The sequence below is a fragment of the Streptomyces sp. NPDC029956 genome (assembly GCF_055574655.1).
This window is the reverse complement of the sequence record NZ_JBVHZJ010000009.1, coordinates 113,892-129,489: the sequence shown is the minus strand read 5'-3', so window position 1 is coordinate 129,489 and position 15,598 is coordinate 113,892. Positions and strand designations below refer to the sequence as shown.

12 protein-coding genes are annotated in these 15,598 nt (G+C 71.6%); 9 read left to right on the top strand and 3 right to left on the bottom strand.

The features are described 5' to 3' along the window. The first annotated feature begins 39 nt into the window (after positions 1–39). On the top strand, positions 40–705 hold the full coding sequence (locus tag ACZ4XX_RS09920) for a lipoprotein (protein WP_468507442.1): 666 nt from the start codon (positions 40–42) through the stop codon (positions 703–705). Positions 706–860: 155 nt separating this feature from the next. On the opposite strand, the gene ACZ4XX_RS09915 is transcribed toward ACZ4XX_RS09920, so the two are convergent. After that, complete coding sequence (locus ACZ4XX_RS09915) at positions 861–2,420, bottom strand: ricin-type beta-trefoil lectin domain protein (protein ID WP_468507441.1); 1,560 nt, start codon at positions 2,418–2,420, stop codon at positions 861–863. A 106-nt stretch (positions 2,421–2,526) separates the two neighbouring features. On the opposite strand from ACZ4XX_RS09915, the gene ACZ4XX_RS09910 reads away from it, so the two are divergent. The 3 genes from ACZ4XX_RS09910 (at position 2,527) to ACZ4XX_RS09900 (ending at position 6,950) form a co-directional block, all read left to right on the top strand. Continuing rightward, complete coding sequence (locus tag ACZ4XX_RS09910; RefSeq protein WP_468507440.1) at positions 2,527–3,936, top strand: class II fumarate hydratase; 1,410 nt, start codon at positions 2,527–2,529, stop codon at positions 3,934–3,936. A 72-nt stretch (positions 3,937–4,008) separates the two neighbouring features. After that, complete coding sequence (fomD, locus tag ACZ4XX_RS09905) at positions 4,009–4,674, top strand: cytidylyl-2-hydroxypropylphosphonate hydrolase (RefSeq protein ID WP_468507439.1); 666 nt, start codon at positions 4,009–4,011, stop codon at positions 4,672–4,674. A gap of 311 nt (positions 4,675–4,985) precedes the next feature. Beyond that, complete coding sequence (locus ACZ4XX_RS09900; protein ID WP_468507438.1) at positions 4,986–6,950, top strand: SpoIIE family protein phosphatase; 1,965 nt, start codon at positions 4,986–4,988, stop codon at positions 6,948–6,950. 159 nt (positions 6,951–7,109) lie between these two features. On the opposite strand, the gene ACZ4XX_RS09895 is transcribed toward ACZ4XX_RS09900, so the two are convergent. Beyond that, on the bottom strand, positions 7,110–9,329 hold the full coding sequence (locus ACZ4XX_RS09895; protein ID WP_468507437.1) for a transglycosylase domain-containing protein: 2,220 nt from the start codon (positions 9,327–9,329) through the stop codon (positions 7,110–7,112). Positions 9,330–9,607: 278 nt separating this feature from the next. On the opposite strand from ACZ4XX_RS09895, the gene ACZ4XX_RS09890 reads away from it, so the two are divergent. Genes ACZ4XX_RS09890 through ACZ4XX_RS09880 form a run of 3 tightly spaced genes read left to right on the top strand, consistent with a single transcriptional unit; the run spans position 9,608 to position 13,181 of the window. Further along, a complete protein-coding gene (locus tag ACZ4XX_RS09890; protein WP_017239865.1) occupies positions 9,608–10,132 on the top strand; it encodes a PadR family transcriptional regulator in 525 nt (174 codons plus the stop codon). After that, the gene (locus ACZ4XX_RS09885; protein WP_468507436.1) at positions 10,129–10,812 is read left to right on the top strand and encodes an ABC transporter ATP-binding protein; all 684 of its coding nucleotides are present in this window, start codon (positions 10,129–10,131) and stop codon (positions 10,810–10,812) included. Before ACZ4XX_RS09890 ends, ACZ4XX_RS09885 begins: the two co-directional genes overlap by 4 nt. Further along, positions 10,809–13,181 (top strand): FtsX-like permease family protein, encoded by a 2,373-nt coding sequence (locus tag ACZ4XX_RS09880; protein ID WP_468507435.1) that lies wholly within the window; start codon positions 10,809–10,811, stop codon positions 13,179–13,181. Before ACZ4XX_RS09885 ends, ACZ4XX_RS09880 begins: the two co-directional genes overlap by 4 nt. A 173-nt stretch (positions 13,182–13,354) precedes the next feature. On the opposite strand, the gene ACZ4XX_RS09875 is transcribed toward ACZ4XX_RS09880, so the two are convergent. Further along, positions 13,355–14,308: a LysR substrate-binding domain-containing protein gene (locus tag ACZ4XX_RS09875; RefSeq protein WP_468507434.1), complete on the bottom strand. Its 954-nt coding sequence runs from the start codon at positions 14,306–14,308 to the stop codon at positions 13,355–13,357. Between the two features lie 132 nt (positions 14,309–14,440). On the opposite strand from ACZ4XX_RS09875, the gene ACZ4XX_RS09870 reads away from it, so the two are divergent. Both ACZ4XX_RS09870 and ACZ4XX_RS09865 read left to right on the top strand, forming a co-directional pair. Next, positions 14,441–14,995: a peroxiredoxin gene (locus tag ACZ4XX_RS09870; protein ID WP_024758658.1), complete on the top strand. Its 555-nt coding sequence runs from the start codon at positions 14,441–14,443 to the stop codon at positions 14,993–14,995. A 6-nt stretch (positions 14,996–15,001) separates the two neighbouring features. After that, on the top strand, positions 15,002–15,541 hold the full coding sequence (locus tag ACZ4XX_RS09865; protein WP_015035886.1) for an alkyl hydroperoxide reductase: 540 nt from the start codon (positions 15,002–15,004) through the stop codon (positions 15,539–15,541). Positions 15,542–15,598: the final 57 nt, after the last annotated feature.

Here is a 15,598-nt window from a genome sequence, read left to right as displayed (position 1 = left end):
CCGTCCGGTGGACATCGGGCCGCCACTACGCTGACGCGCATGAGACACCCGATACGGACCCTGGCCCCGGTCGCCGCCACCCTGGCGGCGGGGCTGCTGCTCGCCGGCTGCGGCGACGTCGAGCCGTCGCCCGAGGTCACGCAGGGCGCACGGCCCACGGCGGCGCCCGCGACGGGTACGTCCTCGGGCACCACCGGGGCGCCCGCGGCGGCCGCGTCCCGCGCGACGGTCGGCGGTCCGGGGACGGCCTGCGCCACCCTGCCCGTCTCCTTCGGGCTGGCGGAGAAGTGGACGCCGGAGGCGATCGAGGACCCCGAGGACCCGGAGTTCGCGGCGCTCACCAAGCAGGGTCCGGCCACGGTCCGCTGCGAGGTCGACGCCAAGCCGGCCGGGCACGTGGGCTACCTGCGGGTGTGGACGGCGGGGAAGGGCTCGGCCAGGACGGTCCTCGAAGGGTTCGTGAAGGCCGAGCAGAACACCTCCGAGGTCGCCTACAAGGAGAGCGGGTCCGGCGCGGGCCCCGTCACCGAGGTGACGTACACCGTCCACGACACGCTGATGGAGGAGTCGAAGGAGGAGCGCGCGTTCGCCGTCTCGACACCGAAGGGGACGGTGATCGTGCACCTCGGTGGACTCGACACCGCGGAGCACCGGGCGATGCTCCCGGCCTACGAGCTGGCCAGGACCACGCTCAAGACGCTCTGATCCCGCGCGGGTTCAGCACACGGCCTGACTTCCGTACGGGGGTACAGCGCACCCCCTGGCCTCCGTACGGGGTACAGCGCACGCCCCTGGCCTCCGTACGGGGTACAGCGCACCCCCTGGCCTCCGTACCGGAGTACGGAGGCCGGGGACGTCGGCTACGCGAACTTCTGGTTCGCCGAGCCGTCGCAGGTCTGGAGCCTGATCGGCTGCTTCGCCGCGCTCTGGGTGAGGCAGAGGCCGGTCGCGTCGGCCGGACGGATCGTGGCGCCGTCGCGGACGAACCTCTGGTTGGCGCCGCCGTGGCAGTTCCACAGGACGAGCGCCTTGCCCGCCTGGTAGCCGGACGCGGGGACGTCCAGGCAGCGGTCCTGGGTCAGCTGGGTGTGGACCGTGCGGCGGGTGGAGTCGTACCACCAGCCCTGGTTGCGGCCGCCGTGGCAGTCCCAGCCCAGGACGGCGGTGCCGTTGGCCGAGGTGGCCGCGTCGACGTCCAGACAGTTGCCGGTCGCCTGGTTCTTCAGCGGCTTGTACGCGTCGTCCCAGGCGAGCGGGAAGAGGGTCGGGGTGCCCGAGGAGTTCACGTCGGCGCAACCGGCCTCACGCGCACCCGAGTTGTAGATCTGGGTGAGACAGGACGCGAAGGCGGCGTGCCCGCGCGCGTTGGGGTGGAAGGACTGCCGTACGGAGTTCTCGTCCGGGGTCCCGGGCTTGGAGAGGTCGATGTACAGACCGCGGGCCCAGGCGTCCTCCATGCAGACCTCGTGGCCGTGGAAGAGCCGCGAGTTGTCGAGGTAGACGGCGCCGGTGGAGGCGGCCGCCGCGCGCATCCCGCGTTCGAAGGCGGGGACGGCGGTGTTGCGGCCCCAGACGGTGTCGGAGTCGTAGCCGAGGCCGCCGCAGATCAGCTTCCCGGGGAAGCCGGGGTTGTCACGGAAGTCCGGGCCGATGGGGCTGGGGTAGCCCATCACGACGAGCTTGTAGTCGCCGTCGGCGTAACCGGCGTCGCGCATCACGGTCTTGAGGTCGCGGACGGTCTGCTCGACCTTGGGGACGAGCGCGTCGACGCGGGCCTGCCAGCCGGGGGCGTACTTGGGCTCGCAGGCGCCCTGCAGCAGCAGGTAGCGGGTGACGCAGTCGGTCATGACGGGCCCGAACTGCAGGTCGTCGTTGGCCCCGGCGACGAGTGTGATCATCTTGATCCGGGTGTTGCGCGCCTTGACGGCCAGGTTGTCGCTCTGGACGAGCTCGTCGGCGTACTGCTTCGAGCCGCCGATCTTGATGTTGCCGGTGTACGCGCCGGAGCAGGACACGTTGAACGTGAGGTCCGCGGGGATTCCGGTGCGGTGGATGGCGGCGTCGGGCGAGCGGTGGCACCAGTTGGTGGGACCGTTGGTGGGCGACTCGTAGGTGCCGACGCCCTCGCCGGAGATCTCGCTGTCGCCGAGCGAGATCAGGCCGGTCCTGCGCTGGGCGAGCGGGCGCTCCTCGGGGCTGCCGTAGATCGTGGTGGCCTCGGCGGCGCGGATCGCCTCCAGCTCGGGCGGCAGCGGGACGGCGGCGGTGACCGCCGTGGCGGCGGTGCCGGCCGTGGTGTCGGCGGCGGCGCCCGGGCCGGCCGCTCCGGCGGGGGCGGCGGCGGTCATCGTGCCGAGCGCGGCGGCGGCCGCGGCGACGACGGCGATGGGCCAGCGGTGTCTGTACCTGGTGCGCGTCATTGCGCCTCCTGGAAGTGGGGTTACCCACGGTTTTTACTGGCCGGTACGCCCGATGGGAATACATCGAACAAGACAAGTGCTCATCTTTTATAGGAGGTTGAGGAACATGAACGACACCGACCAGGCCGACGGCTACCGGATCGAGCACGACTCCATGGGCGAGGTGCGGGTCCCCTCACACGCCAAGTGGCGGGCCCAGACCCAGCGGGCCGTGGAGAACTTCCCGGTCTCCGGGCAGCGCCTGGAGCGCGCCCACATCGAGGCCCTCGCCCGGATCAAGGCCGCCGCCGCCCAGGTCAACGCGGAGCTCGGCGTGATCGACCGGGACCGCGCCGAGGCCATCGCCTCGGCGGCGGAGGAGGTCGCCGAAGGACGCTGGGACGAGCACTTCCCGGTGGACGTCTTCCAGACCGGCTCCGGCACCTCGTCCAACATGAACACCAACGAGGTGATCGCCACCCTCGCCACCGAGCGGCTCCCCGAGGGCCGCGAGGTCCACCCCAACGACCATGTGAACGCCTCGCAGTCCTCCAACGACGTCTTCCCGTCCTCGATCCACATCGCGGCCACCGGCGCCGTCACCCGCGACCTGATCCCCGCCCTCGATCACCTGGCCGCCTCCCTTGAGCGAAAATCGGCCGAATTCGCGTCGGTGGTGAAGTCCGGCCGTACCCACCTCATGGACGCCACCCCGGTCACCCTCGGCCAGGAGTTCGGCGGCTACGCGGCGCAGGTGAGGTACGGCGTGGAGCGGCTGCGCTCGGCCCTCCCCCGGCTCGCCGAACTGCCCCTCGGCGGTACGGCGGTGGGCACCGGCATCAACACCCCGGCCGGCTTCTCGGCGGCCGTCATCGCGGAGGTCGCCCGCGCGACCGGGCTGCCGCTGACCGAGGCCCGCGACCACTTCGAGGCGCAGGGCGCCCGGGACGCCCTGGTGGAGGCGTCCGGGCAGCTCCGTACCGTCGCGGTCTCCCTCACCAAGATCGCCAACGATCTGCGCTGGATGGCCAGCGGACCCCGTACGGGCCTCGCCGAGATCAACCTCCCCGACCTCCAGCCCGGCTCGTCGATCATGCCGGGCAAGGTGAACCCGGTGATCCCCGAGGCGGTCCTCATGGTCGCCGCGCAGGTGACCGGAAACGACACCACGGTGGCGGTGGCGGGCGCGGCCGGGAACTTCGAGCTCAACGTGATGCTGCCGGTGATGGCCAAGAACCTCCTGGAGTCCGTACGCCTCCTGGCCAACGCGTCCCGGCTGCTCGCCGACCGCACGGTCGACGGGATCACGGCCAACGTCGAGCGGGCCCGCGAGTACGCCGAGTCCTCGCCGTCCGTGGTCACCCCGCTGAACAAGTACATCGGCTACGAGGAGGCCGCCAAGGTCGCGAAGAGGTCGCTGGCCGAGCGGAGGACCATCCGCGAGGTGGTGCTGGAGTCCGGGTACGTGGAGCGCGGCGACCTGACGGTCGAGCAGCTGGACGAGGCGCTGGACGTCCTGCGGATGACGCGACCGTGACAGACGTACGCGTATGACTCATCCGTGATCCATGCCGCTGCGGTCGTGGGAGCGCGCCCCTAAGATCTGCGCATGACAGGATCGGTCGGCTCTCAGCATTGGGCGCCGGGGGAGCACATCCTCTGGCGCTACCGCGGCAACGGCACCGGAGACGTGCACATCTGCCGACCGGTGACGGTCGTCCAGGACACGTCGGACCTCCTCGCGGTCTGGATGGCACCCGGCACGGAGTGCGTCCGCCCGGTGCTCGCCGACGGCACTCCCGTGCACGAGGAGCCCCTCGCCACCCGCTACACCGCGCCGCGCACCACGGAACGCGCGCGGTGGGCCGGCAGCGGCGTCCTGAAGCTGGCGCGGCCCGGCGACCCGTGGTCGGTGTGGCTGTTCTGGGAACGCGGCTGGCGCTTCCGCAGCTGGTACGTGAACCTGGAGGAGCCGCGGGTCCGCTGGGCCGGCGGCTTCGACTCCGAGGACCACTTCCTCGACATCTCCGTCTATCCCGACCACAGCTGGCTGTGGCGGGACGAGGACGAGTTCGCGCAGGCGCAGCGGTCCGGCCTGATGGGTCCGGAACAGGCCGCACGCGTGCGTGGCGCCGGGCAGCGGGCGGTCGAACGCATCAAGGAGTGGGGGGCGCCGTTCTCGGACGGCTGGGAGAACTGGCGGCCCGATCCGGCATGGCGGGTTCCGGAGCTGCCGGCCGACTGGGACCGCACTCCGGCGCACACGGCACCGTGAGACCCTTGATGCGCCCCCGGGGTTCAAACGTAGGATCGTCCTCCGCGCGGCAGGGGCGGACCGAACGGCACGTCAGACCGACCGAGCAGCACGTCAACGACCGAACTCAGCGCAGGACCTGACCAGAAGTCATCCACGAGGGGGAGAGCAGTGCCGGACGTCTGCCCGGGTGTTCCGACCCCCGCTGGTGCCGCCGCTCGCGGAGCCTTCACATCCACCGCACACAAGGGGTTTAGCCCCGCCGAAGGCGCGGCATCGGCGAGAAGAGCGAGTGCATCGCACCACCGGCCCGGACGGACGGAATCCCACGCGTGACGGAGCATCCCACCTCCCACGAAGGCCGGCAGCCCCTGGCTGCCCGGTCGCAGGAACGCGCGCGCCCTCGCCAGGAGGCAGCGGCCGGCCTGCCCTCCGACGTGCCCGCACAGCCGGGCGGGCCGGCGGGCCCGGCGGCCGCCGCCTCCCCGGGCGCGGACACGCCCACGCCCCTGCCGCCCACGGCGCCCGGCGGCCCCGGAACCATGGCGGTCGCCGTGTCGGCGCAGCTCCAGGGCGGCGGCCGCGGCGGGGACTCCGTCGCGCGGCGCGAGGGCGAGAAGCTGCGGTTCGTCGGGGCGGCGACGCGGCGCATCGCCCGCGGCATCGACCTGGACGAGATCGTGCTCGGTCTGTGCCGGGCGACCGTGCCGACCTTCTCCGACGAGATCCTGGTCTACCTCCGCGACCCGTTGCCGGTGGGCGACGAGCGGCCGGTCGCGCCGTTCGTGTTGCGACTGCGCCGTACGGACCGGCTGCGGTTAAGCGATCTGGAGGGTGAGGAGCTCGTCCTCGTGCCCGATCCGGATCCGACCCCCGCGGCCGAACTCTGCGAGGTGCGGTCCGGTGGGGCGCTGGCCGAGGTCCTGCGCGGGGTGCGGCCGGTGTTCGGCGACTCCGCCGCCGCCAAGACCGCGCTGACCGAACTCCTCGGCCCCGAGCATCCGCTGCCCGGCGGGCTGCGGGCCGTTCTCGCGCCGCTGCGCGGCCGGCGCCGGGTGATCGGCGCCGCCGTGTTCCTGCGGCGCCCCGAGCGGGCCGGCTTCGAGCCGAACGACCTGCTCGTCGCGGCGCAGCTGGCCACGCACACGGCGCTCGGCATCGACAAGGCCGTGCTGTACGGCCGTGAGGCGTACATCGCGGACGAGCTCCAGCGGACGATGCTGCCGGACTCGCTGCCGCAGCCGACCGGCGTCAAGCTGGCCTCGCGCTATCTGCCGGCGGCGGAGACGGCCCGGGTGGGCGGCGACTGGTACGACGCGATCCCGCTGCCCGGCAGCCGGGTCGCGCTGGTCGTCGGTGACGTCATGGGCCACTCGATGACCTCGGCGGCGATCATGGGCCAGCTGCGCACGACCGCGCAGACCCTGGCCGGGCTCGACCTGCCCCCGCAGGAGGTCCTGCACCATCTGGACGAGCAGGCGCAGCGGCTCGGCGAGAACCGGATGGCGACCTGCATGTACGCGGTGTACGACCCGGTCTCGCACCGGATCACCGTGGCCAACGCCGGCCATCCGCCGCCGATACTCCTCCACCTGGGCGGCCGTGCCGAGGTGCTGCGGGTGCCCCCGGGTGCCCCGATCGGCGTCGGCGGCGTGGACTTCGAGGCGGTCGAGCTGGACGCTCCGGCCGGTGCCACGCTGCTGCTGTACACGGACGGTCTGGTCGAGTCCCGGCTGCGGGACGTGTGGACCGGCATCGAGCAGCTGCGGGAGCGCCTCGCGGCGACGGCGCAGCTGACCGGGCCGGACCACTCGCCGCCCCTGGAGGCGCTCTGCGACGACGTGCTGGACATGCTGGGTCCCGGTGACCGGGACGACGACATCGCGCTGCTCGCGGCGCGGTTCGACGGCATCGCGCCGAGCGACGTGGCGTACTGGTTCCTGGACCCGGAGGACGCGGCTCCGGGGCGGGCGCGGCGGCTCGCCCGGCGGGCGCTCGCCCGCTGGGACCTGGAGGAGCTGACGGACTCGGTCGAGCTGCTGATCAGCGAGGTCGTGACCAACGCCGTGCGGTACGCGGAACGGCCGGTGACGCTGCGGCTGCTGCGGACGGACGTGCTGCGCTGCGAGGTCGGCGACGACTCGCCGCAGCTGCCCCGGCAGCGGCGGGCGCGCGACACCGACGAGGGCGGCCGCGGCCTGTTCCTGGTGAACCGGCTGGCGCGGCGGTGGGGGGCGACCCGGCTGTCGGGCGGCAAGGTGGTCTGGTTCGAGCTGGCGACGCCGAGTCAGTCGTAGCCGTGGCGAGGCCGCGGACGTGGCGAGGCCGCGGACGTGGCGAGGCCGCGGACGTGGCGAGGCCGCGGACGTGGACGTCGCGAGATCTGGTGAGAGCGGGAAGGGCCGGACCCCCGGTGGGGTCCGGCCCTTTCGTCACGCCGATGAGGCGGCCGCTCGCTACCGCAGCGGGCGGTCGGTGCCGCCCTGGCTGTCGTCCGGGTTCGGCGGCTCGATCGACGGCGGCGGGGACGGCTCGTCGGTGACCGGCGGCGCGGTCGTGGGCTCCGGGGGCGTGGTGGCCGGGTCACGCGTCGGCTCCGGCGGCGTGGTGGCCGTGGAGGTCGGCGGGGGCGTCGGGTCCGGGGACCGCGTGGTCGGCTCCTGCGTCGGCTCCTCGGTCGTCGGCTCCTCCGTCGGCTCGGTGCTGCCGCTGGACGTCGGCTCGGGGTCGAAGCCGGTCGAGCCGTCGGTCTCCAGGTCGAAGGAGGCGTCGGAGCCGCCGTCGAGGGCGCGGGTGGTGTAGTCGCCCCAGATCTGGGCGGGGGTACGGCCACCGTTGGCGCGGCCCTCGTTGATGGTGTTGGTGAGGGTGACCTGGTTGCCCTTGGCGTCCTCGCCGAAGAGGCCGACGGCGGTGACGAGTTCGGGGGTGTAGCCCACGAACCAGGCGGAACGGTTGTTCTCCGAGGTGCCGGTCTTGCCCGCGGCCTCGTACTCACCCGCGGCGCGGAAGCCGGAGCCGTTCTGCACGACGCCCGTCATGGCCTGGGTGACGGTGTCGGCGGCCTCGCGGCTGATGACCTGCCCGCCGATCCCCTTGGCGGGCGAGAGCGTGCGGTCCTTGTGCGCGGCGGCCTTCACGAGGGTCGGGGTGACCTTCTTGCCGTGGTTGTCGAGCGTGGCGTAGACGCCGGCCATGTCCATCGTGGAGGCGCCCATGGTGCCGAGGGACATGGCGGGGGTCGTGCCGAAGTCCGCGCCGTCCTTCATGCCGAGGGCGAGGGCGGTCTCCTTGGTCCTGGCGGCGCCGACGTCCACGATCATCTGTGCGTAGACGGAGTTGATGGAGCTGTTGGTGGCCTTCTGGACGCTGACGGGGCCGTAGCTCCGGTCGTCCTCGTTCTCGGGAGCGAAGGCGATGTCGCTGCCGACGACCTTGCGCTTGCTGGTGCCGTCGTAGACCGTGCCGAGGCCGATCTCCCGCCCGTCCTGGGTGACCGAGCGGTTGTCGAGGGCGGAGGCGAGGACGATCGGCTTGAAGGTGGAGGCGGGCTGGTAGTCGCGGCGGGTCGCGTTGGACGTCCAGTGCTCGGTGGCGCCGACGCCGCCGTACATCGCGACGACCTCGCCGGTCTTCGGGTCGACGGACGTGGCGCCGGCCTGGACGGTGGCGTCCTTCTTGTCGCCCTTGCGGTCGAGCTTGGCCTCCAGCTGCCGGTCGACGGCCTTGACGAGGGCCTTCTGCCGCTTCTCGTCGATGGAGAGGGTGATCGTCCAGCCGCCGGCCTTGATGTCCTCCTCGCTGACGCCCTGGCGCATCAGCTCCTGGTTGGCGGCCTCGACGATGTAGCCGGTCTGGCCCTCCATGCCGGGGAGGGGCTTGGGCTTCTGCGGGACGGGGAACTTCATGGTGGCGCGCTCGGACTCGGGGAGCCAGCCCTCGCCGACCATGTTGTCGAGGACGTAGTTCCACCGCTCCTCGACGAGCTTGCGGCCGGTGCTGCTCGCGGAGGTCCAGTCGTACTGGTTGGGCGCCTGGAGCAGCGAGGCGAGGTAGGCGCCCTGGGCGGTGGTGAGCTGGGTGGCGTCGACGCCGTAGTACGAGCGGGCGGCGGCCTGTATGCCGTAGGCGCTGCGGCCGTAGTAGCTGGTGTTCATGTACCCGGCGAGGATCTCGCTCTTGGTCGACTGCTGGTCGACCTTGATGGCGATGACCATCTCCTTGAGCTTGCGCGTCGCGGTCTGGTCCTGGCTCAGGTAGAAGTTCTTGACGTACTGCTGGGTGATGGTCGAACCACCCTGCTTGCCCTTGCCGGTGATGGTGGACCAGGCGGCGCGGGTGGTGCCCTTGATGTCGACGCCGTTGTCCTTGTAGAAGGTCTTGTTCTCCGCGGCGACGAACGCCTTCTGGACCTTCAGGGGGATCTTGTCGAGGCCGACGATCTCGCGGTTGACCTCTCCGGTGCGGGCGAGGACCTTGCCGTCGGCGTACTTGTAGATGTTGCTCTGCATCGTCGCCTCGGCGTTGGCCGTCGGCACCGGGACCAGGAGGTAGACGACGTACAGGGCGCCCATGGCGAGCAGGCAGACCACGAAGAAGGTGCCCAGGAGCTTCTTCCAGGAGAAGAAGCGGCGCAGGCCGCGTTTCTTCACCTTGCTCTTGTCCGGTCGGCCCATGTGTCCTGTCGCTCCGCTCGTCGTGTGTCCCGGCGTGCCTCGGCCCGTGTCCCCGCGCCGGATCGGGTCAGCTAGCCAGCTAACACCGACGATGCAGACAAAGGACAACCGATCACGCCTTTTCCGGACGTGAGAATCAGCACCCATGCCCAGAGGAACCGACGCTCGGGCAGGACCGATGGTTGCGTGAGGGATTGCTTCCGTTTCGTGACCGACTTTCCCCACCCCACGCCGAGCGCTATACATCGTGGGTATACACCCCGTGTACAGTGACCGCCATGTCCATCGGTCACACCCTTCTGGGACTCCTGGAGTCCGGCCCGCGCCACGGCTACGACCTCAAGCGCGCCTTCGACGAGAAGTTCGGCCACGACCGGCCGCTCCACTACGGCCAGGTCTACTCGACCATGTCCCGGCTCCTCAAGAACGGCCTCGTCGTCGTCGACGGCATCGAGGCGGGCGGCGGCCCGGAGCGGAAGCGGTACGCCATCACCGAGGCCGGCATCACCGATGTCGCCCAGTGGCTCACCACTCCCGAGAAGCCCGAGCCGTACCTCCAGTCCACGCTCTACACCAAGGTCGTCCTGGCCCTGCTGACCGGCCGCGGCGCCGCCGAGCTCCTCGACACCCAGCGCGCCGAGCACCTGCGCCTGATGCGTGAGCTCACCCGCCGCAAGAAGGACGGCGACCTCGCCGACCAGCTCATCTGCGACCACGCCCTCTTCCACCTGGAAGCGGACCTGCGCTGGCTGGAACTGACCGCCGCCCGCCTCGACCGGCTCGCCGAGGAGATCCGCCGATGAGCTCCACCCCCCTCCTGACCGCCACCGGCCTCGACAAGACCTACGGCCCGACCACGGCGCTCGCCCAGGCCTCCTTCGCGCTCCGGGCCGGCGAGGTCGTCGCCGTCATGGGACCCTCCGGCTCCGGCAAGTCGACCCTGCTGCACTGCCTGGCCGGCATCGTGCGCCCCGACGCGGGCACGATCACCTACGACGGACGCGACCTGACCGCGATGTCCGACACCGCGCGCAGCGCCCTTCGCCGTGCCGACTTCGGCTTCGTCTTCCAGTTCGGCCAGCTCGTCCCCGAGCTGACCTGCGTCGAGAACGTGGCCCTCCCGCTCCGCCTCAACGGCGAGAAGCGGAAGGCCGCCGAGACCAGGGCCGCCGAGTGGATGGCCCGCCTGGAGGTCGACGACACCGCGCACAAGCGCCCCGGCGAGATATCCGGCGGCCAGGGCCAGCGCGTCGCCGTCGCCCGCGCGCTCGTCACCGCCCCGCGGGTGATCTTCGCCGACGAGCCGACCGGCGCACTCGACTCCCTCAACGGCGAGCGGGTCATGCACCTGCTCACCGACGCCTCCCGGGACACCGGCGCCGCCGTCGTCCTCGTCACCCACGAGGCCCGCGTCGCCGCCTACTCCGACCGCGAGATCGTCGTACGCGACGGAGCCGTACGCGACGCGGAGTGGGCCGCATGACGCTCCGCACCTGGATCCGCGACCTGGCGCTCGGCGCCCGGTTCGCGGTCACCGGAGGCCGGTCGGGCCTCCTCCGCACCCTGCTGACCGCGACCGGCGTCGGCTTCGGCGTGGCCCTGCTGCTGCTCGCCTCCTCCCTGCCGAACATGCTCTTCCAGCGGGAGGTGCGCGAGTCCGTCCGCGCCGTCGACGGCAGCGAGCAGATCACCGCGCCCCGGGACGACTCCTTCCTCCACCTCGGCAGGACCACCGTCTACCGGGACGACGTCATCAGCGGCCTGCTGCTCACCCCGGAGGGCGACAGCCCTGCGGTCCCGCCGGGCGCGGCGGCGTTCCCCGCCCGAGGCGAGATGCTGGTCTCCCCCGCGCTCCGGGACCTGCTCGACTCACCCGACGGGGCCCTCCTCAAGGAGCGCCTCCCCTACAAGGTCGCGGGGACGATCTCGCCGGAGGGACTCATCGGCCCCGCCGACCTGCGGTACGTCGCCCACGTCGGCTTCCTCACCACCGACAACCTCGACGGGCGCGGCGTGCGCTACGGCTGGTCGGTACCCGAGGAACCGATGAACGCGTTCCTGATCCTCCTCGTCGTCGTCGCCTGCGTCGTCCTGCTGCTGCCCGTGCTCGTCTTCATCGCCACCGCAGTCCGCTTCGGCGGCGAACAGCGCGACCGGCGTCTCGCGGCGCTCCGCCTCGTCGGCGCCGACACCGCCATGACCCGGCGGATCGCGGCCGGCGAGTCCCTCGCGGGCGCACTGCTCGGTCTCCTCGTCGGGCTCGGACTCTTCGCGGTGGCCCGGCAGTTCGCCGGGGCGTTCACCATCTGGGACGTCAACGCCTACCCCTCCGACGTCGTGCCGATGCCCGCGCTCGCCGCGCTCGCCCTCGTCACCGTGCCGGTCTCCTCCGTCGTGGTCACCCTCTTCGCGCTGCGCGGTGTGGTGATCGAACCGCTCGGCGTCGTCCGGACCTCCACCCCCCGCCGCCGGCGGCTGTGGTGGCGCCTGCTGCTCCTCGCCGCGGGAGTGGCCCTCCTCGTCCCGCTCATGGGCGAGGTCGAGGTGACCCGGACGAGCATCGACACCGTGGGTGTGGCGACCGGCACCACCCTCGCTCTGATCGGTCTGACCACGCTGCTGCCCTGGCTCGTCGAAGCCGGGGTGAAGCGGCTGCACGCCGGCCCGGTGGCCTGGCAGCTCGCCGTCCGGCGGCTCCAGCTGAGCAGCGGCACGGCGGCCCGCGCGGTCAGCGGCATCGTCGTCGCGGCGACGGGCGCGATCGCGCTCCAGATGCTCTTCCAGGCGATGGAGAACGACTTCACCGAGTTCACGGGACAGGACGTGTCCCGCGCCCAGATCGCCGTCGGCGTCGACGCCGGTACCGCCGACGAGGCCCGCGGGATGATCGACCGTTTCGAGAGGACCAAGGGCGTCACCGGCGTCACCGGCATCGTCGAATCGCACGTGTGGCGTCCCGGCCCCCTGAAGGGCGGCGAGGAGTTCGCCCCGACGACCTCGCTCCGGGTCGGCGACTGCGCCTCCCTCGCGGAGTTCGCCACCCTGCCCTCCTGCAAGGACGGCGACGTCTTCGTCTTCCTCGCCCACGGCGCGCAGGGCAACCCGGGCGACACGTACGTCACCAGGACGGCACGGCCCGGCGCCACCGTCGCCCTGCGCGACCCGTATCCGCACCCGGACGAGCCGAAGCGCGCCGAGGACGGCCCGCTGCCGCAGTGGCGCATCCCCGCCGGCGCCCGGATCGTGGACTCCCGCCCCGACCCGACGGGCATGTACCAGTACGGCGTCCTCGCCACCCCGTCGGCGATCGACGCCGCACGGCTCGACGATCCCGACGCGCAGGCCCTGGTCCGGCTCGACCCCGCCGTGCCGGACGCCGCCGACCTCGTACGGAACACGGCGGAGGCCATCTCGCCGACGTCGTGGGTCCGCACGCTCGCGGACACCCAGCGGGACGCCGCGTTCAGCAGCGTCCGCACCGGCATCCTGGTCGGCTCCACCCTGACGATGCTGCTGGTGGCGGCCTCGCTCCTGGTGGCGACCCTGGAGCAGCTCAGGGACCGCAAGCGGCTGCTCTCCTCGCTGGTCGCCTTCGGCACCCGGCGCTCCACCCTGAGCTGGTCGGTGCTGTGGCAGACGGCGGTGCCGATCGTCCTCGGTCTGGTCCTCGCCGTCGCGGGCGGGACGGGCCTCGGCGTCGTCCTGCTGAAGATGGGCGGGCAGCGGGTCCAGGACTGGTGGGCCTTCCTGCCCGTCGTCGGGATCGGTCTCGGCCTGATCGCTGCCGTGACGCTGCTGAGCATGCCCGTCCTCTGGCGCCTGATGCGGGCGGACGGGCTGCGCACGGAGTAACCCTCCGAGCGGATGTACGGAGATGGGCGGCGGTTCCTGATACCGGGGGGTCTCAGGAACCGCCACCCACTGCCGTACCGGGCGGTCTCAGGAACCGGCGCGCACTGCCGTACCGGGCGGTCTCAGGAGCCGGCGGTCTCGGGAGCCCGCGCCCACCACGTCACCGGTGGAGCTCAGGCGGCGGCGTCGAGGACCCGTACCGGAAGGCCTCGCATCGCACCCCTCAACTCGGCTGCCAGTTCCTCGAATTCGGCGTGCCGGGCCGCGCCCGTCCGCATGGCGAGGGCGATCCGCCGGGCGGGGGCCGGTTCGGTGAAGAGCCCGGTCCACAGGGCGTTGTTCCGGGCGGTCTCGACCGTGACGGCGGTACGCGGCAGCAGCGTCACCCCGAGACCGCCGGCGACCAGCTGCACCAGGGTGGAGAGCCCCGCCGCGGTGGTGGTGACCTCGGCGCCGTCCGTGCGCCCGGCCTCCCGGCAGATGTCGAGGGCCTGGTCGCGCAGGCAGTGCCCCTCGTCGAGGAGGAGCAGTCGCAGCTCTCTGAGGGCCTCGCGCGGAATGTCGTCCCGGCCCGCCAGCGGATGACCCTGCGGAGTGACGAGGACGAAGTCCTCGTCGAAGAGGGGCAGTTCGGTGACGCCGGGCACGCCGAGCGGCACGGCGAGCAGCAGCAGGTCGAGCCGCCCGGCCGCGAGCCCCTCCAGGAGGGAGGAGGTCTGCTCCTCGTGGACCTGGAGGTCGAGGTCCGGGTAGCGCCGGTGGACGAGTCGCAGCACCGTGGGCAGCAGATACGGGGCGACCGTCGGGATCACCCCGAGCCGCAGCACCCCGGTGAACGGGGCCTGGGCCGCCTCCGCCTCCTCCATCAGTTCCGACACCGCGTCGAGGACCGCCCGGGCGCGGACGGCGAGCCGCTCCCCCGCGGGCGAGAGCAGCACCTTTCTCGTCGTACGCTCGAGGAGCTGGACACCGAGTGCCTCTTCGAGTGCCGAAACCGCGCCCGAGAGTGCGGGCTGGCTCATGCCGATGGCGGCCGCCGCATCGCGGAAGTGCAGATGTTCCGCCACCGCCGCGAATGCTCTGAGCTGGGACAGGCTGGGCTGTTTCACACGTCGTGCCGGGATCACTGATAACCACCTTCGATCAACACGACCCACTCTAGCTATTTCACTGATCAATGCACTCCGTGCCATGCTGTGAGCCGTCCAACCCCCACGGAAGACCTCAAAAGGGGCCCTTCCCGTTCGCAAGGAGAGCGCGTGCTCACTGTCGGTGACAAGTTCCCCACCTACGACCTGACCGCCTGCGTGTCGCTGGAGAGCGGCAAGGAGTTCGAGCAGATCGACCACAAGGCCTACGAGGGCAAGTGGCGCGTGGTGTTCTTCTGGCCGAAGGACTTCACCTTCGTCTGCCCCACCGAGATCGCCGCGTTCGGCAAGCTGAACGACGAGTTCGCGGACCGCGACGCCCAGATCCTCGGCGTCTCGGGCGACTCCGAGTTCGTGCACCACGCCTGGCGCAAGGACCACGCCGACCTGCGTGACCTGCCCTTCCCGATGCTGGCCGACTCCAAGCACGAGCTCATGAGCGACTGCGGCGTGCGCGGCGAGGACGGCTTCGCCCAGCGTGCCGTCTTCATCGTGGACCCGAACAACGAGATCCAGTTCACCATGGTGACCGCCGGCTCCGTCGGCCGTAACCCCAAGGAGGTCCTGCGGGTCCTCGACGCCCTGCAGACCGACGAGCTGTGCCCCTGCAACTGGAACAAGGGCGAGGGCACCCTCGACGCCGCCGCGCTCCTGTCGGGCGAGTGATCTGACATGGCTCTCGACGAACTGAAGTCCGCCATACCGGACTTCGCCAAGGACCTGAAGCTGAACCTCGGTTCGGTCATCGGCAACAGCGAGCTGCCCCAGCAGCAGCTCTGGGGCACCGTCCTCGCCTGCGCGATCGCCTCGCGCTCGCCGAAGGTCCTCAAGGAGCTGGAGCCCGAGGCCCAGGCCAACCTGAAGCCCGAGGCGTACCAGGCGGCCAAGTCCGCCGCCGCGATCATGGCGATGAACAACGTCTTCTACCGGACCCGGCACCTGCTGTCGGACCCCGAGTACGGGACGATGCGCGCCGGTCTGCGGATGAACGTCATCGGCAACCCGGGCGTCGAGAAGGTCGACTTCGAGCTGTGGTCGCTGGCGGTGTCCGCGATCAACGGCTGCGGCCAGTGCCTCGACTCGCACGAGCAGGTCCTGCGCCAGGCCGGTGTCGACCGCGCCACGATCCAGGAGGCCGTCAAGATCGCCGCGGTGATCCAGGCGGTCGGCGTCACCCTCGACGCGGAAGCGGTCCTCGCCTCCGCCGAGTAGGGCGTCACGGTACGAGAAGGGCCCCGGGGCTTCGCGCCCCGGGGCCCTTTCGTGACT